The sequence below is a fragment of the Streptomyces sp. TLI_171 genome (assembly GCF_003610255.1).
In the GTDB taxonomy this organism is placed as follows: domain Bacteria; phylum Actinomycetota; class Actinomycetes; order Streptomycetales; family Streptomycetaceae; genus Kitasatospora.
Map to the genome: position 1 here is coordinate 3,322,652 of NZ_RAPS01000001.1, position 22,587 is coordinate 3,345,238.

At 74.5% G+C, this 22,587-nt stretch carries 21 protein-coding genes; 4 read left to right on the forward strand and 17 right to left on the reverse strand.

Annotated features, from left to right (window positions below; genetic code table 11):
* Positions 1 to 95 precede the first annotated feature (95 nt).
* The 5 genes from BX266_RS15145 to proC form a co-directional block, all read right to left on the reverse strand.
* The gene (locus BX266_RS15145; protein ID WP_099900176.1) at positions 96 to 935 is read right to left on the reverse strand and encodes a phosphatase; all 840 of its coding nucleotides are present in this window, start codon (positions 933 to 935) and stop codon (positions 96 to 98) included.
* Positions 932 to 2,119 (reverse strand): acetoin utilization protein AcuC, encoded by a 1,188-nt coding sequence (locus BX266_RS15150; RefSeq protein WP_099900178.1) that lies wholly within the window; start codon positions 2,117 to 2,119, stop codon positions 932 to 934. The genes BX266_RS15145 and BX266_RS15150 overlap by 4 nt, the downstream gene beginning before the upstream one ends.
* Before the next feature lie 35 nt (positions 2,120 to 2,154).
* Positions 2,155 to 3,390 (reverse strand): MFS transporter, encoded by a 1,236-nt coding sequence (locus BX266_RS15155; protein WP_099907898.1) that lies wholly within the window; start codon positions 3,388 to 3,390, stop codon positions 2,155 to 2,157.
* 95 nt (positions 3,391 to 3,485) lie between these two features.
* Positions 3,486 to 4,139 carry an HAD family phosphatase gene (locus BX266_RS15160; protein WP_099900180.1) on the reverse strand — a complete coding sequence of 218 codons (654 nt, stop codon included), beginning with the start codon at positions 4,137 to 4,139 and terminating at the stop codon, positions 3,486 to 3,488.
* 11 nt (positions 4,140 to 4,150) lie between these two features.
* Positions 4,151 to 4,978, reverse strand: coding sequence for a pyrroline-5-carboxylate reductase (proC, locus tag BX266_RS15165; protein ID WP_099900182.1), 828 nt, complete (start codon positions 4,976 to 4,978; stop codon positions 4,151 to 4,153).
* Positions 4,979 to 5,203: 225 nt separating this feature from the next.
* Here proC and BX266_RS15170 point away from each other — a divergent pair, with 225 nt between their 5' ends.
* Together BX266_RS15170 and BX266_RS15175 are read left to right on the forward strand one after the other, a co-directional pair.
* Entirely contained in the window at positions 5,204 to 5,647 is a 444-nt protein-coding gene (locus tag BX266_RS15170; protein ID WP_183096874.1) for a hypothetical protein, read from the forward strand.
* A gap of 128 nt (positions 5,648 to 5,775) precedes the next feature.
* Positions 5,776 to 6,960: a hypothetical protein gene (locus BX266_RS15175; RefSeq protein ID WP_143686932.1), complete on the forward strand. Its 1,185-nt coding sequence runs from the start codon at positions 5,776 to 5,778 to the stop codon at positions 6,958 to 6,960.
* Positions 6,961 to 6,967: 7 nt separating this feature from the next.
* On the opposite strand, the gene BX266_RS15180 is transcribed toward BX266_RS15175, so the two are convergent.
* The 10 genes from BX266_RS15180 to BX266_RS15225 form a co-directional block, all read right to left on the reverse strand.
* Positions 6,968 to 7,489 (reverse strand): hypothetical protein, encoded by a 522-nt coding sequence (locus BX266_RS15180; protein ID WP_099900188.1) that lies wholly within the window; start codon positions 7,487 to 7,489, stop codon positions 6,968 to 6,970.
* A 52-nt stretch (positions 7,490 to 7,541) separates the two neighbouring features.
* Positions 7,542 to 9,386, reverse strand: a complete 1,845-nt coding sequence (gene ilvD, locus BX266_RS15185) for a dihydroxy-acid dehydratase (protein WP_099900190.1) — start codon at positions 9,384 to 9,386, stop codon at positions 7,542 to 7,544.
* A gap of 103 nt (positions 9,387 to 9,489) precedes the next feature.
* A complete protein-coding gene (locus BX266_RS15190) occupies positions 9,490 to 10,251 on the reverse strand; it encodes a class I SAM-dependent methyltransferase (protein ID WP_099900192.1) in 762 nt (253 codons plus the stop codon).
* A gap of 12 nt (positions 10,252 to 10,263) precedes the next feature.
* Positions 10,264 to 10,662, reverse strand: coding sequence for a VOC family protein (locus BX266_RS15195; RefSeq protein WP_099900194.1), 399 nt, complete (start codon positions 10,660 to 10,662; stop codon positions 10,264 to 10,266).
* Complete coding sequence (locus tag BX266_RS15200) at positions 10,659 to 11,138, reverse strand: cupin domain-containing protein (RefSeq protein ID WP_099900196.1); 480 nt, start codon at positions 11,136 to 11,138, stop codon at positions 10,659 to 10,661. The genes BX266_RS15195 and BX266_RS15200 overlap by 4 nt, the downstream gene beginning before the upstream one ends.
* 61 nt (positions 11,139 to 11,199) lie before the next feature.
* The gene (locus tag BX266_RS15205; RefSeq protein WP_099907900.1) at positions 11,200 to 12,003 is read right to left on the reverse strand and encodes a sugar phosphate isomerase/epimerase; all 804 of its coding nucleotides are present in this window, start codon (positions 12,001 to 12,003) and stop codon (positions 11,200 to 11,202) included.
* Positions 12,004 to 12,223: 220 nt separating this feature from the next.
* On the reverse strand, positions 12,224 to 13,177 hold the full coding sequence (locus tag BX266_RS15210; RefSeq protein WP_099900198.1) for a Ppx/GppA phosphatase family protein: 954 nt from the start codon (positions 13,175 to 13,177) through the stop codon (positions 12,224 to 12,226).
* Positions 13,178 to 13,226: 49 nt separating this feature from the next.
* Positions 13,227 to 14,504: an SUKH-4 family immunity protein gene (locus BX266_RS15215; protein WP_099900200.1), complete on the reverse strand. Its 1,278-nt coding sequence runs from the start codon at positions 14,502 to 14,504 to the stop codon at positions 13,227 to 13,229.
* Positions 14,501 to 17,593 (reverse strand): toxin glutamine deamidase domain-containing protein, encoded by a 3,093-nt coding sequence (locus BX266_RS15220; protein ID WP_099900202.1) that lies wholly within the window; start codon positions 17,591 to 17,593, stop codon positions 14,501 to 14,503. The genes BX266_RS15215 and BX266_RS15220 overlap by 4 nt, the downstream gene beginning before the upstream one ends.
* A 71-nt stretch (positions 17,594 to 17,664) precedes the next feature.
* Positions 17,665 to 18,009 (reverse strand): WXG100 family type VII secretion target, encoded by a 345-nt coding sequence (locus tag BX266_RS15225; RefSeq protein ID WP_099900204.1) that lies wholly within the window; start codon positions 18,007 to 18,009, stop codon positions 17,665 to 17,667.
* 300 nt (positions 18,010 to 18,309) lie between these two features.
* Here BX266_RS15225 and BX266_RS15230 point away from each other — a divergent pair, with 300 nt between their 5' ends.
* Positions 18,310 to 19,077: a hypothetical protein gene (locus BX266_RS15230; RefSeq protein ID WP_259465101.1), complete on the forward strand. Its 768-nt coding sequence runs from the start codon at positions 18,310 to 18,312 to the stop codon at positions 19,075 to 19,077.
* Between the two features lie 3 nt (positions 19,078 to 19,080).
* Here BX266_RS15230 and BX266_RS15235 read toward each other — a convergent pair whose 3' ends face one another.
* Positions 19,081 to 20,244, reverse strand: a complete 1,164-nt coding sequence (locus tag BX266_RS15235; protein ID WP_099900208.1) for an NADH-quinone oxidoreductase subunit D — start codon at positions 20,242 to 20,244, stop codon at positions 19,081 to 19,083.
* Positions 20,245 to 20,259: 15 nt separating this feature from the next.
* Positions 20,260 to 21,264, reverse strand: coding sequence for an SAM-dependent methyltransferase (locus tag BX266_RS15240; protein WP_099900210.1), 1,005 nt, complete (start codon positions 21,262 to 21,264; stop codon positions 20,260 to 20,262).
* A gap of 106 nt (positions 21,265 to 21,370) precedes the next feature.
* Between BX266_RS15240 and BX266_RS15245 the strand changes: the two genes are divergently transcribed.
* Complete coding sequence (locus BX266_RS15245) at positions 21,371 to 22,585, forward strand: sensor histidine kinase (protein ID WP_099900212.1); 1,215 nt, start codon at positions 21,371 to 21,373, stop codon at positions 22,583 to 22,585.
* Positions 22,586 to 22,587 lie beyond the last annotated feature (2 nt).

A 22,587-nucleotide genomic window follows, 5' to 3' on the forward strand; every position in this document is an offset into this window, starting at 1 on the left:
GTGTGCAAGGCACCGGCTTCCCCTCCGGTGACTCCACCGGCACACGTGTATCCCCAGAGTAGTTATGGGTGGTACGGGTGGGAAGAGGGGGGCCGTCAACTGTTGTACGGTGCGAGGTCCGCCCGTTGCAGTACGTAGTCGCTCAGCGGTCTGTAGCAGTCCGGGGCCGAACCGTCCTCCAGCGGGACGACCACCTCGACCAGGCCGGCCGCCTCCGCGGCGAACGGGGCGACGTCGTTGCAGTCGGCGATGCCGCCCGCCGGGATGCCGAGCCGGCCGGCGCCGCAGAGCCAGCCGTGGTCGCCCAGGACCAGGTCGGGCGGGCGGTGGCCGGCGTCGGCGAGCGCGGTCAGGGCCAGCCGGACCGGCAGCGGCGAGTGGGTGTGCGCGAGGTCGCCGGGGCCGGGCCGGCCGGGACGTTCGGGGCCGTCCAGCGCGCGCATCACCACCACCCGGTCGACCAGGTCGAGGTAGCGGGGACGCTCCCCCTCGGGGGTGGGCTCGCGGAAGCGCACGCCCCGCGCAGGGGTGTGGACGGTGCAACCGGCCGCTTCGAGCGCGCCGGCCAGCGCGTTGTGGAAACCGGCGAGCTTGGTCGGGTGCCCAGTGCCGGCCAGCACGCTGCCGCGCTTGTCGGCGGTGCGGCGGACCAGCTCGGCCAGCCGGTCCAGGGCGGCCAGGGCCAGCTCCGGGTCGATGGAGTCCGGGCCCTCCAGGTGGCGGGGGTCGGGGTTCACGCCGACCCGTTCGACCATCAGCCGCAGCACGGCGGCCTCGTCGCGGCGCGGCTCCGGTTCGAGGCCCATCAGCGACCTCGGATCGGCCTGGGCGAACAGCCGGTAGTGCCGCAGGTTGTTCTGACGGGGCGTCGGCACCTCGGGGCCCGCCAGGCGGTGCTTCAGCAGGTGGGCGCGGAGCTCCTCGCGGGCGTTCACGGGATCAGCCCGTGGTGCGGGAGGACGGCCCGGCGGGTGGCCAGGATCGCCTGGTCGAGCCGGTCGGCCGGGTCGTAGCCGCCGTCCTGGAAGTCCGACCAGTGCGGCTTCGCGCCGTCGGTCATCCGCTGCGGCGCGGGGCGGCGGGTCAGCCGGAACACCTCGGCCCGCCAGTCCTCCGGGGTCTCGGTGGCCGGGTCGACCGGGTGCCCGGCGGCGGTCGCCACCAGGTGGGTCCAGGTCCGCGGCACCACGTCGACCACCGCGTACCCGCCGCCGCCGGTGGCCACCCAGCGGCCCCCCGCGTGCTCGTGGGCCAGGCGGTGCACCGACTCGGCGATGATCCGCTGCGCGTCGACCGTGACGGCGAGGTGTGCGAGCGGGTCCTCCACGTGGGTGTCCGCACCGTGCTGGCTGACGATCACCTGCGGGCGGAACGCGGAGACCAGTTCCGGGACGACGGCGTGGAAGGCGCGCAGCCAGCCCGCGTCGCCGGTGCCGGCCGGCAGCGCCAGGTTGGCGGCGGTGCCCTCGGCGTCCGGGCCGCCGGTCTCGGTGGACCAGCCGGTCTGCGGGAAGAGCGTGGACGGGCTCTCGTGCAGCGAGACCGTCAGCACCCGCGGGTCGTTCCAGAACGCCTGCTGGACGCCGTCGCCGTGGTGGACGTCCACATCCACGTAGGCGATCCGCTCGGCGCCGAGTTCGAGCAGCCGGGCGATGGCCAGCGCCGGGTCGTTGTAGATGCAGAAGCCGGACGCCTGGCCGGGCATCGCGTGGTGCAGCCCGCCCGCGAAGTTCACCGCGTGCGGGGTCTCGCCGCGCCAGACCGCTTCGGCGGCGGCCACCGACTGGCCGGCGATCAGCGCGGAGGCCGTGTGCAGGCCGGGGAACGCCCAGTTGTCGTCGGTGCCCAGGCCGTGCGCCGCATCGACGGCGGCGGGGTCGGCGGCGGCCCGCTTCACCGCCTCGATGTAGTCGGCGGTGTGCACCAGCCGCAGCGTCGACTCCCCCGCGGCCGGGGCGGCCCGCAGCTGCACGGACGGCTGCCTGGTGAGCCCGAGGCTCTCGATCAGCCGCATCGTCAGCGCGAGCCGCGTCGGATCCATCGGGTGGCCGGGCCCGAAGTCGTAACCGGTCTCGGCCTCGTCCCAGAACAGGTGCAGCCCACAGGTGCTTTCCGCCATGGCTCACACCGTATCGGGAACGGCCGCGGGTCCCGTCAGGGGCGCGTGGGGTGCGGCACCTGGGGCGTGTCCGCGGGCGTGGTCCCCGCGTCGGCCCGCTGGGGCGAGAAGTGCGGGGCGAGCGGGAGGATGGCCAGGATCAGCAGCATCGGGGCGCAGAACGCCCAGCGGTAGCTGGAGACTTCGGCGAGGGTGCCGACCAGCGGGGAGCCGATCAGGAAGCCGACGTAGTTGAAGAGGTTGAGGCGGGCCACGGCGGCGTCGCTGGCCCGCGGGAAGAGCCGGCCGCCGGCGGCGAAGACCTGCGGGATGATCGCGCAGATGCCGAAACCGAGGACGGTGAAGCCGAGGATGCCGGCCCAGGTACCGGGGGCGACGGCGGCGATCAGGAAACCCGCGCCGGCCACGGTGGCGCCGGTGCGGACCACGGGGATCGCGCCGAAGCGCTGGACGGCGCGGTCGCCGACGGTACGGCCGAGCAGCATGGCGACCATGTAGCCGAGGTAGGAGAGCTTGGCGAGGTCGTCGGGGCTGTGCAGGCCGTCGGTCAGGTACTTGACGCTGTAGTTGGAGACCGAGGCGTCGGCGATGTAGGCGAAGGCCATCGCGGCGCACAGCGGCAGCAGCGGCTTCCAGGGGATCCGGCGGGCGGCGAGCGCGGCGGCCTCCCGGACGGCGTCGCCGAGTTCGGCGGGTCCGGCGAACCAGCGGCCGGCGACCAGCGCGGACGGGACCAGCACGACCGCGGCGCCACCGAACAGGGCGGGCAGTCCGGCGTCCCAGTGCGCGCCGAGGCCGGCGACGGCGGCGCCGAGGATGCCGCCGAGGCTGAACGCGGCGTGGAAGCCGATCATGATGCTGCGGCCGTAGCGGTGCTGGAGGCCGACGCCGAGCATGTTCATGGAGGCGTCGAGGGCGCCCACCAGGAGGCCGAACAGCCCGAGGGCGATCGCGAGTTGCCAGAGCTGCGAGCCGAGCCCGGTGAGCGCCAGGGTGAGGCAGAGGGCGGGCTGCACGACCCTCAGGACGCCGCGGGCGGTGGTGCGCTCGACCAGCGTCTCGGAGGTGATGGAGCCGACGCCGGCCAGGATCGGGACGGCGGCGAGGAAGACCGGCAGCAGGGAGTCGCTGAGGCCGTAGCGCTTCTGCAGTTCGGGGATGCAGGTGACCAGCAGGGCGAAAGTGGTGCCCTGCAGGAAGAACGAGACCGCCAGCGCGATCCGGGCCCGCCGGAGTCGCGGGGTGGGTTCGACCGTGGCCTTGACCTGCATCGGGACCTCGCTCACCACCGACGCTACCGGCCGGTACGCAACTGTTGGGCAGAGCGTAGGCGGTCGGCGGCGTCGGCGGGAGGGGTCCGGCGGGATCAGTTCGGCAGCAGCCGGACCGCGTCGTCCAGGGCGGTGAGCAGCCCGGTGGCCCCGGCGGAGGTGAGCTTGGCGGGGTCGGTGAGGGCCGCGTAGCCGTACACGTCCATGCCGGCGGCGCGGGCGGCCAGCACGCCGTTGCGGCTGTCCTCCAGCACCAGGCAGCGGGCCGGGTCGACGCCCATGGTGCGGGCGGCGTGCAGGAACAGGTCGGGGGCGGGCTTGCCGACGCCGACGTCCTGGGCGGAGAACAGCAGCTCGTCGCTGAAGTACCCGGACAGCCCGGTGAGGCGGTGCGCGGTGCGGATCCAGGAGTGGTGGGCGGAGGAGGCGACGCAGTAGCGCAGGCCGTGCTCCTGGAGGTGGTTCAGCAGCTTCTCGGCGCCGGCCACCGGCCGCAGCTCGTCCGCGAAAGCGGCGAACACCCGGTCGTGGAACAGGTCGTCGAAGCCCTCCGGAAGGGTGGCGCCGTGCCGTTCGGCGATCACGTCGTGCACGGTGTGCGCGGCGGTGCCCATGAAGTCGCGGTAGGAGTCCTCGACGGTGGTGGGGAAGCCGAGCTCGGTGAGGTACTCGGCGAGCACCCGGTTGGAGATCGGCTCGCTGTCCACCAGCACGCCGTCGTTGTCCAGAATCAGCAGGTCGTAGCTCACGGGACCCGAGACTACTTTCCGCCGGTGGCCAGTTCCCGGGAGCGGTCCCGGGCGGCCTCCAGTGCGCCGAGCAGCGCGGCCCGGACGCCGTGGTTCTCCAGCTCGCGGATGGCGGCGATGGTGGTGCCGGCCGGCGAGGTGACGGCCTCGCGGAGCTTGACGGGGTGCTCGCCGGAGTCGCGGAGCATCACCGAGGCGCCGATCGCGGACTGCACGATCAGCTCGTGCGCGACCTGGCGGGGCAGGCCGAGCAGGATGCCGGCGTCGATCATCGCCTCGACCAGGAAGTAGAAGTAGGCGGGGCCGGAGCCGGACAGCGCGGTGGCGGCGTCCTGCTGGCTCTCGGGGACCCGCAGCGCCTTGCCGACCGAGCGGAAGATCGCCTCGGTGCGGGTCAGGTGCGCCTCGGCCGCGTGCGAGCCGCCGGAGATCACGCTCATGCCCTCGTCGACCAGCACGGGCGTGTTCGGCATGACGCGGACCACGGGGGTGCCGGGGGCGAGGCGCTCCTCGAACCAGGCGGTGGGGATGCCGGCGGCGGCGGAGACCACCAGCTTGTCGGCGGCGACGTGCGGGGCGAGCTCGTCCAGCAGGGTGCCCATGTCCTGCGGCTTGACGGCCAGGATGAGGGTGTCGGCGAGCTTGGCGGCCTCCGCGTTGGAGACGGTGGTGACGCCGTAGCGGTCGGCGAGTTCGGTGGCGCGCTCGGCGCGGCGGGCGGTGACCAGCACGTCGGCCGGGTCGGTGCCGGCCCGCAGCAGGCCGGAGAGCAGGGCCTCGCCGATCTTGCCCGTCCCGAGGAAGGCGATCTTCTGGCCGGCGGTGGTGGTGTCGCTCATGGGGCCCTCCGTGCGCTGCGGTTCCTGCCCGCCATCTTGCACCGGACGGACCCCGGCCCGGCGCCGGTGTCCACCCTGCGGGCGGCGGCGCTCCGACGCACCGTCACCGTCGACGTGACAGTGCGGGACCGACCGCCCGGGAGCCCGCTGCTCGGCCGGGCCCTAGGGGGAATCTCAGGGGCCCGCGCTCTGGATTCCGGGGCGGCCGAGGAGCACCGTGGAGACATGGGACACGGAGAGTTGTCAGGACGTGAGAGCCGCCAGGTCGCCGTCGCCGCCGCGACGCTCGGACCGTGGCGGACGGCGACGGCGGTGGGCGCGGTGGTCGGCGGGGCCGCGCTCGGCGTCGACGTGATCACCGGCCACTGGTCGACGGACATTCTGGCCGGGCCGGTCGGCCTCGGCCTGTTCTTCTTCTTCCTGGTCGGCACGGTCGGCGGCCGGCTGCGCGGGGGCGGCGACCGCCGGCTGCGGCGCTGGGCGGACGCGCACCCGTGGCAGTCGGCGCTGCCGGCCGCCGGCGCGCTGCTGGTGCTGAACACCGTGGCGCTGTGGGTGCTGAGCAGCATGGGCCTGTTCGGCGCGCTGTTCACCTCGCTGCTGCCGGCCGGGCTGCTGCTGGTGGTGGCGGGCGTGGTGGGCTCGGTGAAGGCGGCCCGCAGGAGCTGACACCCGTTGTTCGGCCCCCGGTGTCGGGCGTGTCGGAGGTGGTCGGCATACTTCCGGCCGTGCCGACAACAGATGAGCCGGGGCCCGACCACAGAGAGCCCCAATCGCAGGACCCCTTCGAGGGGTTGGTGCTGGACGAGGACTTCGTCCGCGCCGCAGGAGTGCAGGAGGCGTCCGGGCGGGCCCGGATGCTGACGGCCCGCTGGAAGGACAACCCGCCGCCGGAGAACGAGGCCTGGCGGCCCGTCACGGAGGTCCGCCGCTCCCGCTGGCGCGGCCGCACCCGCCGGGCCGGCGGTCCCGCACCGGTTGCCCGGTCCCGCAAGCACCCGGTGCGCAACGCGCTGCTGGTGCTGCTGGTGCCCGTGCTGGTCCTGGTCGGACTGGCGTTCACCGAGGACACCTCGAACGGCGTGCCCGAGTCCTCCGCGCTGCCCACCGTGGGCGCCGAGACGGCCGCGCCGAGCAGCGCCGCCCCGCAGGTGGACCCGGAGCTGCCGACCGCGGAGCACCCGTGGGCGGGCTCCCCGGCCGAGGCCTGGCCGAACGGCGAGGCCGGCATCGGGGTGGCCGATCCGGCGGAGACCGGCGTGTTCAGCCAGTCGCAGGTGGCCAAGGACCTGGCGGCCGTGAAGGCGTACCTGGTCGCGACCAACCTGGATCCGCAGGTGCTGTCCGGTGGCAGCGCGCAGAAGGTGCTCGACCTGATGGACCGTCAGGACGCGGACGACCTGGCCGAGGCGCTGGCCCACCCGGACGCCGAGCACGACCCGACCAACTGGCTGAGCCGCTTCAACCCGTCCTGGGCGGTGCCCGTCACCGACCAGGTGAAGGTCCAGGGCCGGATCACCTTCGAGGGCGACGGCGACCGCGGCATGATGGTGCACACCGACGTCACCTACGTGTACGCGCTGCGCGCCGGCCCGGACGCCGGGAAGGCCACCGCCTCGGCCGCGCCGAAGCCGGACGCTCCGGACTCCGGTGCGCCGGGCGGCGCGAAGCCGGTGGCGTACGTGCAGGGTGACCCGCACGACGGGGTGGTGGAGCGGGAGATCGTCCGCCGGGTGCAGGACTTCCGGTTCTACGACCCGGCCCGCTACCAGGTGAAGCCCGGCAAGCCGGTGCTGGACAAGGGCAGCAGCGACTACGGCAACAACCGGTGCGAGATGGGTTCCGGCTACCTGGAGCCCGACTTCGCCTTCGTGCGGGCGAGCGCGGACGCCTCGGCGCCGAGCGGGCCGACCACCGACCCGTACGACCGGACCAAGCCGCTGCAGACCACCGGAGAGTGCGGGACGATCAGCCGCAGCTGACGCGATCTCAGGCCCGCCGCCGGGTCGCCTTGCGGGCCTCGCGCTCCGCGCGGGCGGTCCGGCGGCGGTGCCAGGTGGCGGTCTCCTGGTCGTGGACGGCGCGCTTGAGGCCCTCGCCGGGGGCTTCGACCAGGCTGCGGGCGAAGTAGGCGACCAGGGCGCCGACGAAGCCGATCAGCCAGACGCCGGCCAGCGACTTCTCCTCGGCCATCCAGCCGCTGAGCGACTCCTTGCCCTCGGTGAGGATCTTCCAGTTCCGCAGGCCGGCGAGGGCGTTGCAGACGCCGATGGCGAGCATCAGCAGCACGGAGAGCGGGGCGGCGTCGGACAGCCGCACCCCGGAGACGCCGAGCCGCAGCGCGAGCGCCCCGGCGGCGGCGGCCGCCAGCGCGCCGATCGGCACCAGCACCCGGCGCAGCCAGTAGGCGCGGCCGCGCCGGACCCAGGTGGTGCCGAAGAAGCGGATCGGCGCGGGGGCGGGGGCCCCGTCCGCGGTGGCCGTCGCACTCGTCGTACTCGTCGTACTCACGGTCCGATTATCACCACGTGGGGCCGCCCGCTCCCGGACGGCGCGCTGGGGGTCAGCCGAGCCTGGAGACGTCCCGGACGGCGCCCTTGTCGGCGGAGGTGGCCATCGCCGCGTACGCCTTGAGCGCGGCCGAGACCTGGCGGTCGCGGTTCTTCGGGCGGTAGCCGCCCTCCGACTCCAGCTTCAGCCGGCGCTCGTGCAGCTCCTCGAAGGAGACGTCGAGGTTGATGGTGCGGGCCGGGATGTCGATGGTGATCGAGTCGCCGTCCTCGACCAGGGCGATCGCGCCGCCGGAGGCCGCCTCCGGGGAGACGTGGCCGATCGACAGGCCCGAGGTGCCGCCGGAGAACCGGCCGTCGGTGATCAGCGCGCAGGCCTTGCCGAGGCCCCGGCCCTTCAGGAAGGAGGTCGGGTACAGCATCTCCTGCATGCCGGGGCCGCCCTTGGGGCCCTCGTAGCGGATGACCACCACGTCGCCCTCGGTGACCTGCTTGGCGAGGATCTTCTCCACCGCCTCGTCCTGGGACTCGCAGACCACGGCCTTGCCCTGGAAGCGCCAGATCGACTCGTCCACGCCGGCGGTCTTCACCACGCAGCCGTCCTCGGCGATGTTGCCGTACAGCACCGCGAGGCCGCCCTCGACCGAGTAGGCGTGCTCGACGCTGCGGATGCAGCCCTTCGCGGCGTCGGTGTCCAGGGTCGCCCAGCGCTCGGACTGGCTGAACGCCTCGGCGGAGCGCACGCAGCCGGGGGCGGCGTGCCACAGCTCGACGGCCTCCTCGGAGGGCGAACCGCCGCGCACGTCCCAGGTCTTGAGCCACTCGGCGATCGAGTCGGAGTGCACGGTGTGCACCTCCTCGTTGAGCAGCCCGCCGCGGTACAGCTCGCCGAGGATGGCGGGGATGCCGCCGGCCCGGTGCACGTCCTCCATGTAGTAGTCGCCGTTCGGGGCGACCTTGGACAGGCACGGCACCTTGCGCGAGATGCTGTCGATGACCCGCATGTCGAAGTCGACCTCGGCCTCCTGGGCGGCGGCCAGCAGGTGCAGGATCGTGTTGGTGGAGCCGCCCATCGCGATGTCCAGCGCCATCGCGTTCTCGAACGCGGCGCGGGTGGCGATGTTGCGCGGCAGCACCGACTCGTCGTCGCCGCCGTAGTAGCGGTTGGTGATGTCGACGACGGTGCGGCCGGCCTGCTCGTACAGGGCGCGGCGGGCGGTGTGGGTGGCCAGCACCGAGCCGTTGCCGGGCAGCGACAGGCCGATCGCCTCGGTCAGGCAGTTCATCGAGTTCGCGGTGAACATGCCGGAGCAGGAGCCGCAGGTCGGGCAGGCGTTCTCCTCGATGATCGAGATGTCCGCGTCGGAGACGTTCTCGTTCACCGCCTGGGAGATCGCGTCCACCAGGTCCAGCTTGCGGACGGTGCCGTCGACCAGGGTGGCCTTGCCGGCCTCCATCGGGCCGCCGGAGACGAACACGGTCGGGATGTTGAGGCGCAGCGCGGCCATCAGCATGCCGGGAGTGATCTTGTCGCAGTTGGAGATGCAGATCAGCGCGTCCGCGCAGTGCGCGTTCACCATGTACTCGACCGAGTCGGCGATCAGGTCGCGCGAGGGCAGCGAGTACAGCATGCCGTTGTGGCCCATCGCGATGCCGTCGTCGACCGCGATGGTGTTGAACTCGCGCGGGATGCCGCCCGCCTGCTTGATCGCCTCGGAGACGATCCGGCCGACCGGCTGCAGGTGGGTGTGGCCGGGAACGAACTCGGTGAAGGAGTTGGCCACCGCGATGATCGGCTTGCCGAAGTCCTCGCGGGCTACGCCAGCGGCGCGCAGAAGGGCGCGCGCGCCCGCCATGTTGCGACCTTGGGTGACCGTGTTGGACCTCAGCTGGGGCATCGTTGCCGCTCCTTCGGAGACTGTGCGGGGCTGTCGAGCCTACGCCCGCGCGGGCCGCTTCCGGACCGGGTGTCCGCGATGCGGTCAGCGCGGGCGCGGCCCGCTACCGGCCGCGCCGGGCCGTGAACAGGTCCAGGGTGTACGGCTCGGCGATCAGCCCGTCCGGGAACTCGGCGAGCAGCGCGGCCCGTTCCGCGGCCAGCACCGGGGCCCGGCGCTCCTCGTCCAGCACCGCGAAGTAGGAGCGGGAGGTGAGGTCGGTGAGGTGGCTGTCGACCGTCACCTGCCGCTCCCAGCGCAGCTGGACGTGGCCGACCTCCAGCCCGGCGGCCGTCAACTCCTCCGACCCGGCGATCACCCCGCCGTAGTAGTGGTAGCTGGGCAGCGCGACGGTCAGCCGCTCCTCCTGGGCCTTCACCCACCGGGTCTGACGGTCCTTCACGTTCCACCACAGGGCCAGCGTGCCGCCCGGGCGCAGCACCCGCAGGGCCTCCGGGATCGAGCGCTTCGGGTCGGTCCAGTGGAACGCCTGCGCGTAGCTGACGAAGTCCACCGAGGCGTCGTGGAACGGCAGTTCGTCCCCGCCTGCCTTCACCACCGGGATGCCGGGGCTGGCCTCGCGGAGCACCGCGGCCATCCCGTCGCTGGGCTCCACCGCGACCACCCGGGCGCCGCGCCCGGCCAGCAGCCGGGTGGCGATGCCGGTGCCCGCGCCGACGTCGAGCACGTCCGCGCCGCGCAGCGTGCGGCCGGCCAGCCGCTCCAGCTCGTCGAACAGCGCGTCCGGGTAGGACGGCCGGGCCGCGTCGTACTGCGCGGCCACCGGCCCGAAGGACAGGGCGTGCGCCCGGAGTTCGTCAGTCATCCGACCGTCCTCTCATCCCCACGTCCGCGAGCAGAGCACCAGCAGGTACCCGTCCGGGTCCTGCACGGTGACGCCGTGCTCGTCCCAGTACGGGTTGTGCGCGGCCACCCGGCGGCCGCCGGCCGCGACCAGCCGCTCCACCAGCTCCCCGTCCACCGGGGCGCCCAGGTACAGCACGAACAGGTCGTCGACGGTCGGCGTCGGCTCCACCGGGCGCTCCGGGTCCCGGGTCAGCTCGAAGTGCCAGCTGCCGCCCGGGTGGCCGACCATCACCAGGTCGTGCTCGCCGGACACCCGCTCGGTGGTGCGCCACAGCACGGACAGGCCCAGGCCCTCGACCCAGAACCGCTCGGCGGCCGCCAGGTCCCGGGACGGGCGGGCCAGCCGGACGTGCGTGCCGGGCCCGGTCACGCCAGCTCCGCCTTCCAGACGGGGCTGTCCACGTAGTGGTTGTCGTAGCGCTCCGCCGACTCCCGGATCTCCGCCGGGTCGGCCTCGCCGCGCATCACCCGGCCCAGCAGGCGCAGGTAGTCGAAGCGGCCGATGCCCGGGGTGAAGGTGAACAGCACGTCCGCGGTGCGGCCGGGCGCGGCCGCGAAGGCGTGCGGGGTGCGCGGCGGCACGGCGAGGAAGTCGCCCTGCTCCAGCACCACCACGCGGTCGTCGACCAGCACCCGCAGGGCGCCGTCGAGCACGAAGAACAGTTCGGTGGCGCGGGTGTGGAAGTGGGCGGGCGCGCCGACGGCGCCGGCGGCGAAGCTCGAACGGTAGGTGGTGTGGTCCGCGTTCTCGGCGAGCAGGGTCATCACGCTGCTCGGGTCCGCACAGGTCTCCGCCTCGTGGGCGCGGACGGGCCGGACCGGCGTGCCGGGAGTTTCGTTGATCATGGTTTCGACTCTAGGCGGGGACGCCCCGGATGTCCGGCGAATAACCTGAACTGACGTTCCCTCAGCTCGGCGGGCGCACCGTCGCCAGGTGCAGCCGGGTGAACGCCAGCGCCTCGGCCAGGTCCGCCTCCCGCTCCGCCGGGCTCCCCGACTTGCGGGTGTTCACCTCCAGCACCACGTGCCCGTCGAAGCCGGAGCCCGCCAGTCGCTCCAGCAGCTCCGCGCACGGCTGCTTGCCCCGCCCCGGGATCAGGTGCTCGTCCTTCCCCGACCCCGACCCGTCCGCCAGGTGCACGTGCGCCAGCCGGTCGCCCATCCGGTCCACCAGCTCGAACGCGTCCACCCGCGAGGTCGCCGCGTGCGACAGGTCCACCGTGAAGTGCCGGTACGCCTCCTCCGTGACGTCCCAGCCCGGCGCGTACGCCAGCACCTCGCGGTCCCGGTACCGCCACGGGTACATGTTCTCCACCGCGAACCGGACCGGCGTCTCCCCCGCCATCCGGTCGATCCCCGTCACGAAGTCCTTGGCGTACTGCCGCTGCCAGCGGAACGGCGGGTGCACCACCACGGTGTCCGCGCCCAGCCGCTCGGCCGCCCGCCGGGCCCGCACCAGTTTGGTCCACGGGTCGGTGCTCCACACCCGCTGGGTGATCAGCAGGCACGGCGCGTGCACCGCCAGGATCGGCGTCGCGTACGTGTCCGACAGGCGCCGCAGCGCCTCCACGTCCTGGCTCACCGGGTCGTTCCAGACCATCACCTCGACGCCGTCGTACCCCAGCCGCGACGCCAGCTCGAACGCCGTCTCGGTGGTCGACGGGTACACCGACGCCGTCGACAGCGCCACCTTGGTGTCCGGCACGTGCAGCGCCGGGTGCGGCGGCAGCACCAGCCGGTCCGTGGTCCGCAGCAGCGGAGCCGGCTCCAGCTTCCGCCGCGCCGCCCTGGCGGCGCGCGCCGCCTTCAACGGCAGAGGACCGCGCCTCGCCCTTCGCCCGTCCCCTGCATCCGCATCCGCCACGCAAACCAGACTAAGTCAGGCAGCAACAGCGAACCCGGGCAACGGGGCAGGACGCCCGAGGCGTTGCTCACGCCTCGATGGCCACCCGGTTCTCCTGGCCGTCCATGGTGTCGAGGCGGCGCAGGATGATGCCCTCGCGCAGGGCCCAGGGGCAGATGTCGAGTTCTTCGAGGCCGAAGAGGTCCATCGCGGCGTCCGCGACCAGGGCGCCGGCCAGGAGCTGGCGGGCCCGGCCGAGCGAGACGCCGGGGATCTGGGCGCGCTCGCCGGGGGTCATCGCGGCCAGCCGCGGCAGCCAGGCCGACAGCCCGGAGCGGGTGAGCCTGCGGGGGACGCGGACGCCCGCGCCCTCGGGGGCGGCGCCGGTCATCCGGGCGAGCTGCTTGAAGGTCTTGGAGGTGGCGACGGAGTGGTCCGGCGGGCCGAGCCGGGCGATGTCGCCCACCGCGCCGGCGATCTCGGCGCGGATGTGCCGCCGCAGCTCGCGCAGGTCGCCGGGGTCGGCGACCTCGCCGGGCAGCCGGGCGGTGAGCCGGCCGGCGCCGAGCGGGAGGGAGGTGGCGACGTCGGGCTGCTCGTCGATGCCGCAGGCGAGTTCGAGGGAGCCGCCCCCGATGTCGAGGTTGAGCAGGCGGCCGGAGGACCAGCCGAACCAGCGGCGGACGGCGAGGAAGGTCAGCCGGGCCTCGTCCTGCCCGGACAGGACGGTGAGCGCGACACCGGTCTCGTCCTCGACCCGGCGCAGCACCTCCTCACCGTTGGCGGCCTCGCGGACCGCGGAGGTCGCGAACGGGAGCAGGTCGACGACGCCCTTGTCCTCGGCGACCCGGAGCGAGGAGGCGACCATGGAGACCAGGCGCTCGACGCCGACCGGGCCGATCGCGCCGTTCTCGTCGAGCAGCTCGGCGAGGCGCAGCTCGGCCTTGTGGGAGTACGCGGGCAGCGGGGCCGCACCGGGGTGGGCGTCCACCACGAGGAAGTGGACGGTGTTGGAGCCTACGTCGAGCACACCGAGTCGCATAGCCGTCCAACCTAGCCCAACCCGGTGACCACCAGGGATGCGAACGGGATCACAGCAGTCCGTCCCAGAGCTGCTCCACGACGACGGCCCACCAGTTCTCCGGGTCGCGCAGGGCGGTGCGGTCGAGAGCGGCCAGCGCCCACTGGAACTCGGCGACGGCGGGACCGGCCTGCTCGGGCGGCAGGTCCAGCAGCCGGGGGCGGTACTCGGCGAGCAGGGCCAGCGAGCGGATGAAGGCGGTGAGGTCGCTGTTGAGGTGGCGGGCCTCGCAGGTGTCGGGGTCGACGGCGCGGATCCGGCCCTGCGCGGTGTCGACGGTGATCAGCGCCCAGCCGTCGGTGCCGAGCAGCCGCTGCCCCAGCAGGGCGGTACGGGCGGCGGCGGTGGCGCGGCGGCCCCGGCCGAGCGCGGCGAGGTGGTCGCCGAGGTCCGGCAGCGGCGCGGCGGCTTGCTCGGCGATGCCGTCGGCCTCGGGGAGGTGGAGGGCGAAGAAACCGGGGACCTCGCGCGGCAGGCCGGTCTGCTGCAGCGACCGGGCGGCGGCCTCCGGCAGGTCGGCGGCGAGCACCGCGAGCTGCTCGAAGCGGCGGACGCCGTCCTCGCCGAACAGGGCGGTGAGCCGCTTGCCGAGGCCGGCCGGGTCCTCGGGCTGGGCGGGCGGCACGGCGGGCGGGAACGGCATCCGGTTGTAGCGGCTGCCGGTGCGGGCCACCAGGGCCCGGACGGCGGCCGCCCGGTGGTCGTGGCGCGGACCGTAGGGCTGCTCGAACTCCAGCCGGACCGCGGGCAGTTCGGTGGCGACGGCGTGTTCGCTGTAGCTGCCGGGGAGCATCGACAGGCGCAGGTCGGTGCGGAGCGCGACCAGGTCGGCGTCGGGGACGCCCTGCGCCGCGAGCTGCTGCCGGGCGAGCAGGGCGGGGTGCGGGCGGCCGTGCGCGGAGTGCACGGTCAGCGAGCGGGTCTCGCCGCTGCCGTCCCGGTAGCTGAGGGTGGCCCGGGTGCCGGGGCCGGTGACCGGCGGCAGCGCCGGGTTGTGGCTGCCCGCGCCGAGCCGGTCGCGGTGCAGGCGCTCCACGACCGGTACCGGCACGGACGGGTAGACCACGAGTTCGCCGCTGACCCGGTCGACCACGGCGCAGGCCGCGCCGATCTCCTCGGGGGCACGGCGGGCCCCGGTGAGCGGGTCGGTGAGGATCGGCGCGGGCTCCGGCCAGAGCACCCAGCCGAGGTCGAACTCGTGGCACCTGACAGGCCGTGAACCCTCCTGCGGGAGATCGCCGTTGACCCAGCGGTGGGCGAGGGCGAGGGCCTGCTCGCGGGTGATCATCGGTTGGTGCTCCCGGTGGTGCGGTGGATGGTGAGGCGGGAGCGCGGGGGCACCGCCGCGGCCTCGGCGGCCGGTTCTTCGGCCTCCGCGCCGACCATGGCCGGCTCGGGTTCGGCGGCGGGCTCGGCGGCCGGGACGGCGACGGTGACGGGCACCGGCGCGGTCAGGTCGATCGGCCGGTCGGCGGCGTCCACGGCGATCGCCCACAGGCCGTGGTCGGCCGGGTAGAGCGGAGTGGGCGCGGCGTAGCCGGTCTGGTGGTCCAGGTAGCTCAGCACGCCCTTGTGGTTGACGGCGTTCCAGGTGTGCGAGCGGCCGAACGCGTCGACGGTCAGCAGCACCGCGCGGGTGCCGGTGCCGTGCGCGAGCAGGGCCTGGCCGAGCTTGCCGTGGGCGTCGTCGCCGTCGCCCAGGTCGAGGAAGCGGGTGCCGAGTTCGAGTTCGGCGCGGTCGCGTCCGCCGCGCTCCCCGGCGGGGCCGTCGGGCAGCCGGGGCGCGGCGCAGGTGGGTGCGCCGCCCAGGGTGTCGACGGCGGACAGCGCCACGTCGACGCAGTTGTTGGCGCGTCCGGTCTCGGCGGGGCCGCCGCCGTTCAGCACCTCGATCCACTCGCCGACCATCGGGTCCGGCGCGGGCACCGGGGTGCGGCGCACCGTCTCGGCCTGGTGCGCGGGGTCGACCGGGCCGAGCCCGCCGGGCAGGCCGTACGGGCGGCCGTCGGCGAGGGTGCGCTCCCGCTCGGCGGCGGACAGCGGGCCGACGCCGGGACGCCGGCCGCCGGTGATCACCAGCCAGGCCGCGGAGGCCTGTCCGGGCTGCACGGGAAGGCCGGACTCGTCGACCAGGTCGCGCCGCCGGAAGTCCGGCGTCGGGTCGGTGCGGACCGGGCCGCCGGGGGCGTGCTGGCCGATGCCGCCGCCGCCCGCGGGCGGGACGGGGCCGGTCGCCGGGCGGCCCGCCGCCGGGTGCTGGCCGACGCCGATCACCGCCGCGGCGGCGCCGCCGCTCTGCCCGCCCGCACCTGCCGCGCCGGGGGTTCCGGCCGCGCCCGGTCCGGCGACCGGGGTGCCGGCGGCGCCGGGCACCGGCCCGGCCGCGCCGGGGGTGCCGGCCGCGCCGGGCGCGCCCGGGGTGCCGACCGGACCGCCGACCGCGCCGACCGGTCCGCCCACGGGTGCCGCACCGGCCACCGGGCCGGCCGCGACGGGGCCCCCGATCGGCAGGCCGCCGCCGGGGGCGGACGCGCCGCCGACCGGGCCGAGCTGGAAGGACGAGCCGCCGGAGGAGCCGGAGCCGCCGAAGGACGGGGCGGGGTCGGGGGCGCGGTGGCCGCCGCCGCTCGCCCAGATGTCGCCGCTGCCGACCGACGGCGCGGCGCTCGGCGCGGGCGGGGCCAGCACCGAGTCGACGTGCACGGACACCGGGCCGTGCGAGGCGGGCGGGGTGTAGTCGTCGTTCGGGGCCCAGCCGCCGGAGTTGGCGGCCGCGGCCGGGCTCCAGCCACCGGACGCCGGGCTGCTGTGCGACGTTCCGTACGAGGCGGTGGAGTTGCCGGAGCCGCGGTGGCCGGTGTCCACCGGTCCGGGCTGCGGCTGGCCGCCGCCGTGGTCGCCCGCGCCCACCTGGACGTCGAGCGGCAGGCCGGGGGCGGAGGCGCTCACCACCAGCGGGCCGTTCTGGCCCGGCAGCGTGCCCTGGCCGTTCGGCCCCGGCAGCGTGCCCTGGCCGTTGCCGTGGCCGCCGTGCCCGTGGCCGTGCTCGTACTCGCCCGCCGGCGGGCCGCCGGGCTGCTGGCCGTCGAGCACGCTGACCGGTCGGCCGTCCTGGCCGAGCAGGTCGAGCGGGCGGCCGTCCGCGCCGAACTGGACGATCTGCCCGTTCGGGCCGACCGCCCGCAGGTTGGCGTCCACGGTGACGGCCTGGCCGCCGTTACCGGCCAGCAGGTGGCCCTTCTGGTCGGTGACCAGGCCGGAGACCTGGCTGCCGTCGGCCGCCAGCATCACCGGGTGGCCGTCCTGGTCCAGCTTGGGGTGGCCGTCCAGGCCGAGCGCCAGGGTGATGCCGGTGCCGACCAGCGCGCCGGTCAGGCCGACCAGCAGCGGCTTGCCGTTGGTGCCCAGCAGCGGCTTGCCGTCCTCGCCCATCGCCACGCCGCTCACCGGGGTGCCGTCGGCGCTCACCAACTGCTGGGTTCCGTCCGGACCCTGAGTGACCGTCAGACCCTCGACGCCCTTCACCCGCTGGCCGTCCTCGCCGACCAGCACGGGGTTGCCGTTGCGGTCGGTGCGCACGGTGCCGTCGGCCTTCAGCTCGGCGTGCAGGCCCGCCACGCCGGCGACCTCCACCGAGCGGGCCACCCCGGCCTTCGCCAGCGCGCCCGTGACCTGGCCGGAGCGGGCCGCCAGCGAGGACTCCCGGCCCTCGCCGTGCAGGCCCCGGCCGTCGGCCTGGGCGATCCGCTCCAGCGCCACCACCGGCGGCTCCGAGCCGAGCGACTTCGCGGCCTCGCCCATGTCCCGGCCGAGCTGCTCCAGCAGCTGGCCGATCTTCAGCTTCGCGTGCTCGACCGCGGCCAGCTCCTCGGCCTCGGCCACCACTTCCTTCACCGCGCCGACGGCCGCGCCGACCGCGCCGGCCACCAGCCCGCCGATCCCGGTGGTCATCTCCTGGCCGGCCTGCGCGATGTCCGTCTTGGCCTTCGCCTCGGCCGCGTCCGCGGCCCGGATCTTCTCGGTCAGCTCGGTCAGCACCGCGACGATCTCCGCCTTGGCGTGGTCGACCGCCCCGGCCGCCCTGTCCAGCGCTCCCGCCATCAGGCCGGCCGCCTCCGAGGCGTCGTCGAGCTGTCCGCGGCCGCCGCCGCTGAACTGCCGCCAGTGGTCGGCGAACGCGTCCACGGCCGCACCGGAGTTCTCCCCCGACACCCGCTGCGCGGACCCGGAGCCGCGGCGCACCAGGGCGTCCGCCTCGGTGCCGAACTCCCGCCACAGGCCCGCGGCGCCGCGCAGGCCGTCCTCGTCCGCCTGCGGCCACGCGTGGCCGGTCCGTGCCAGCGCGGGGGCGAGTTCCTCCGGCAGGTTCCTGGACACGTGCTCCCCCTTCGGGTGGTGCGGTGCGGTGCGGCCGTGCAGAGCCGCCCGCCGCGTGCTGTGACTCCGGTTCAGGCCCGACCGGTTGCGGTCGGGTGGTTCAGCGAGGGCGCGTTGAAGTCCGCGCTGATCTCCTGGTCGGTGCGCTCGGTGCGGTCGGCCATGGTGTGCAGGCCCGCGCCGATCCTGGCCAGCCGCTCCGCCAGCCCCTGCAATCCGGCCAGCACGCCCTCCCGGGCCTCGCCGTACGCCGCGCCGAACGGCTGCCCCGGGGCGTCCGCGCCCCACGGGGCGCCCAGCGCCGCCAAGCCGCTCTCCAACTGCCTCGCGGCACCGCCGAACTCGTTCGAGATGCTCTCGAACTCCCGTCCCTCGCCGTGGAGTTCCCACGACCGGATGACGAGCTTGTCGCTCATCTGCACTCCCCCGTGCAAGGGCGCCTCAGCGCCCAACCTTCCCCCGGCTGGGCCATCCTAGGGCCGCGCACCGCCCGCGCCGCCCGGGCTGCGGTCCTTTTCACAGCCGTTTCACCTACGCCGACCACCGGCTACCCGCAAAAAACAGCCGCAATCACCCCGAAGCAGCCGTAAAGCCGCGTCGTGGCACCCCGCCCCACCGGGTCCAGGCCATACCCTTGCCGGGTGGCACCAGCTGAGAGCACCAAGAGCAAGAAGACCAAGAAGCCCGGCAAGAAGGGCACCGCCGTCGACCTGGCGATGCCCACCGTCCGCGAAGTCGCCCTCGACTTCCCGCGCGCCTGGGTCGAGTTCACCGACCCCGCCGACGAGGACCAGGTGTTCCGCTGCGACCTCACCTGGCTCACCTCCAACTGGGGCTGCATCTTCGGCAAGGGCTGCCACGGCATCGAGCCCGGCCGCGGCGCCTCCGACGGCTGCTGCACCCTCGGCGCCCACTACTCCGACGAGGACGACGAGCAGCGCGTCGCCGAGTTCGCGGCCAGGCTGACCCCGGACATCTGGGAGCACCACGCCGAGGGCACCGACGCCAAGGGCCGGATCCGCCGCGACGGCGGCATCACCATGTTCGACGAGGACGGCGACCGGCAGACCCGCCGGGTCAACGGCGCCTGCCTGTTCCTGAACAGCCCCGGCTTCCCGGGCGGCGCCGGCTGCGCCCTGCACGTGCTCGCCCTGCGCGAGGGCCTGGAGCCGCTGGAGACCAAGCCCGACGTCTGCTGGCAGCTGCCGATCCGCCGCACCTACGACTGGATCGACCGCCCCGACGACACCCGCTACCTGCAGGTCTCGATCGGCGAGTACGACCGCCGCGGCTGGGGCCCCGGCGGCCACGACCTGCACTGGTGGTGCACCGGCTCCCCCGAGGCCCACCACGCCGCGAACCCGGTCTACGTCTCCTACCGCCCGGAGCTCACCGAGCTGATGGGCCCCGAGGCGTACGCCACCCTGGTCGCCCTGTGCGAGGCCCACGACACGAAGCTGGCCCCGCACCCGGCCGACCAGTAGCCGCTACTTGTCGATGTCGCCGACCACGAAGAACATCGACCCCAGGATCGCCACCATGTCCGCCACCAGCGTCCCCGGCAGCAGCTCGGTCAGGGCCTGGATGTTGTTGAACGAGGCCGAGCGCAGCTTGAGCCGCCACGGCGTCTTCTCGCCGCGCGACACCAGGTAGTACCCGTTCAGCCCGAGCGGGTTCTCGGTCCACGCGTAGGTCTCGCCCTCGGGGGCCTTGAGCACCTTCGGCAGCCGCAGGTTGACCGGCCCGGCGGGCATCCCGTCGAGCCGGTCCAGGCAGGCGTCCGCCAGGTCGAGCGCGTTCGCGGTCTGCTCCAGCAGGCACTCGAACCGGGCCAGGCAGTCGCCCTCCTGACGGGTCGACACCTTCAGCACGTCCTGCAGCTGCCCGTACGCCAGGTACGGCTCGTCGCGGCGCAGGTCGAAGTCGACGCCGCTGGCCCGGGCGATCGGCCCGCTGACGCCGTACGCGTGCACGTGCTCGCGGGACAGCACGCCGATGCCCGCCGTCCGGCCGCGGAAGATCTCGTTGCCGAGCACCAGGTCCTCGAACACCGGCAGCTGCGAGCGGACCACGCCCACCGCTCGCCGCACCCGGCCCAGCCAGCCGGCCGGCAGGTCCTCCTTCAGCCCGCCGACCCGGTTGAACATGTAGTGCATCCGGCCGCCGGAAGCCTCCTCCAGCACGTGCTGGAGCTCCTCGCGGCCGTTGAAGGAGTGGAAGATCGGCGTGATCCCGCCCAGCTCCAGCGGGTACGAGCCGAGGAACATCAGGTGGTTCAGCACCCGGTTCAGCTCGGCCAGCAGCGTGCGCAGCCACACCGCCCGCTCGGGCACCTCCATGCCGAGCATCCGCTCGACCGCCAGCACCACGCCCAGCTCGTTGGCGAACGCGGACAGCCAGTCGTGCCGGTTGGCCAGCATGACGATCTGCCGGTAGTCCCGGGCCTCGAACAGCTTCTCCGCGCCGCGGTGCATGTACCCGATCACCGGCTCCGCGGACCGGATCCGCTCGCCGTCGAGCACCAGCTTCAGACGCAGCACGCCGTGCGTGGACGGGTGCTGGGGGCCGATGTTGAGCACCATGTCGGTGCTGCCGGGCTCACCGGGGAGCGTCTGCGCACCCGGGCCGATGCCGACCGTGGTCTCCGTCATGGCCGTCGCCTCCTTCTACGAGGGGAGAGTCTGCCATCCCGGCAGTCCCGCGAGGTCGTCCGGTACCGGCATGCGGACGGCCTGGACCAACCAGTGGAACCCGCCCAGCCCGGCGGGGTCGGTCAGCTCGGCGGCCTCCCCCGCGCCGCCGAGGGCGCGCAGGTAGCCGGCCGGGTCGCTGCTCGCCAGCGACAGCGGCGGCCGGGCGCCGCTGACCCCGAGGGCGTGCAGGGCGGCGCGCTGGGTGGTCAGCACCGTCGGGTGCCCCGGCACGGCGGCCGCGTCGAGCGCGACGTGCGCGGTCAGGTCGCAGCTGCCGTCGGGCACGGGCGCGGCCGGGCGGCCGCTCCGGAACCCGGTCAGGGTGCCGAACGGCGGTCTGGCGTCCCGGGTGTGCGCGTAGTCGACGGCCACCGCCAGGCCGCGCTCCAGGGCGCCGACCGCCCCCGCCCAGGCCGCGTCCCGCGGCCCGCCCAGCTCCGTCCGGCCGCCGCCGGGCCACCACCGACGGGCCCACGCCGCGTCCGCCGCGTCCAGCTCGTCCCCGAGCCGCTCCTCGCCGTCCGGCGCGACCTCGACGTAGCGCAGCACCCCGTCGTCGTCCGGCTCGGCGATCTCCAACGGCACGTTGTCCAGCCACTCGTTGGCGAACAGCAGACCCGCCACCCCGGACGGCGGCTCCGCGGACCACCCGACGTCCGCCGGCAGCCCCGCCGGACGGTCCGCCAGCTCCACGGCGTGCAGGACGACCCGGGCGCGCAGCGCCTCGGGCAGCAGCGACCGCACCGCCAGGGTGAGTTCGCCCCGACCGGCGCCCACGTCGACGAAGGCCAGCCGGGCCGGGTGCCCGAGCGCCGCGTCCACCCCCGCCAGCAGGCGGGTCACCGCGGCGGCGAACTGCGCGGAGGCGTGCACGGAGGTGCGGAAGTGCCCGGCCGGGCCCTCCGGCCTGCGGTAGAAGCCGCCGTCCGGCCGGTACAGGGCGTGTTCGATCGCGGGCCGCCACCGCATCCATGTCATAGCCGGCGACGTTACCGGGAGGAGCCCGGTCTCCACCCTGGGGACGACCTGCGGATCGCTCTCCCGGCGGACCTGATCGGCGGTTCCGACTCCCTAGGCTGGAACCGTGCACCGACTCAACGCCTGGCTCCGCAGACACCCGATGGTGGTCGACTCCGCCTGGGCGCTGCTGGTGCTGGCCCTGGGCCTGCTGGCGGCGGTCGAGTCGACCGGTCCGCCCGACGGCCCGGCGATGCCGTCCTGGAAGCACTACACCGGCGTCGCGATCGCGATCGTGCTGCCCGCCCTGATGGTGGTCCGCCGCCGCTGGCCGGACGCCACCACCGCCGCCGCGGTCGCCCTCGGCCTCGGCCAGGTGGCCGGCGGCATCGAGCCCAACGCGTCGAGCATCGCCTACCTGGTGTTCGGGTACACCGGCGCCGCGTTCGGCCGGCCCTGGACGTCCCGGCTGGCCATCGCCGCCAGCGTGGCGGCCGGCCCGCTCACCCTGTGGCGGCTCACCCCCGCGACCGAACGCGGCGACACCACCAAGGCGGTGTTCCTGGCCGCGCTGATGACCACCCCGTTCGTGCTCTGCTGGGCGTGGGGCCGGCTCACCCGGGTCCGCCGCGCCTACCTGGTCGAACTGGAGGACCGGGCCGCCCGGCTGGAACGCGAGCGGGACGCCCAGTCCAAGGTCGCGGTCGCCGCCGAACGCGCCCGGATCGCCCGCGAACTGCACGACGTGGTCGCCCACAACGTGTCGGTGATGATCGTTCAGGCCGACGGCGCCGCCTACGTCCTGGACTCCTCCCCCCAGCAGGCCAAGGAGGCGCTCGGCACCATCGCCTCCACCGGCCGGCAGGCGCTCGCCGAGATGCGCCGCCTGCTGGGCGTGCTGCGCACCGCCGGCACCGCCGAGGAGTACGTCCCGCAGCCCGGCGTCGAAGAGCTCCCCGACCTGCTGGACCAGGTCCGCACCGCCGGCCTGCCGGTCGAGTTCAGCGCCACCGGCGAAATCCGCGAACTCCCCCGCGGGCTGGAACTGACGGTCTACCGGATCGTCCAGGAAGCCCTCACCAACGTCCGCAAGCACGGCGGCCCCGACGCCCACGCCAAGGTCGCCGTCGACTTCCGGGACGGCGACCTCGAAGTCCTGGTCGAGGACGACGGCCGCGGCTCCACCCGCGAACAGGTCGACGGCGGCGCCGACGGCCTCGGCCACGGCCTGATCGGCATGCGCGAACGCGTCGGCATGGTCAGCGGCAGCCTCGACGTCGGGCCGCGGCCCGGCGGCGGCTTCCGGATCCGGGCCGTCCTCCCCCTCAGAGTGTCCAAATGAAG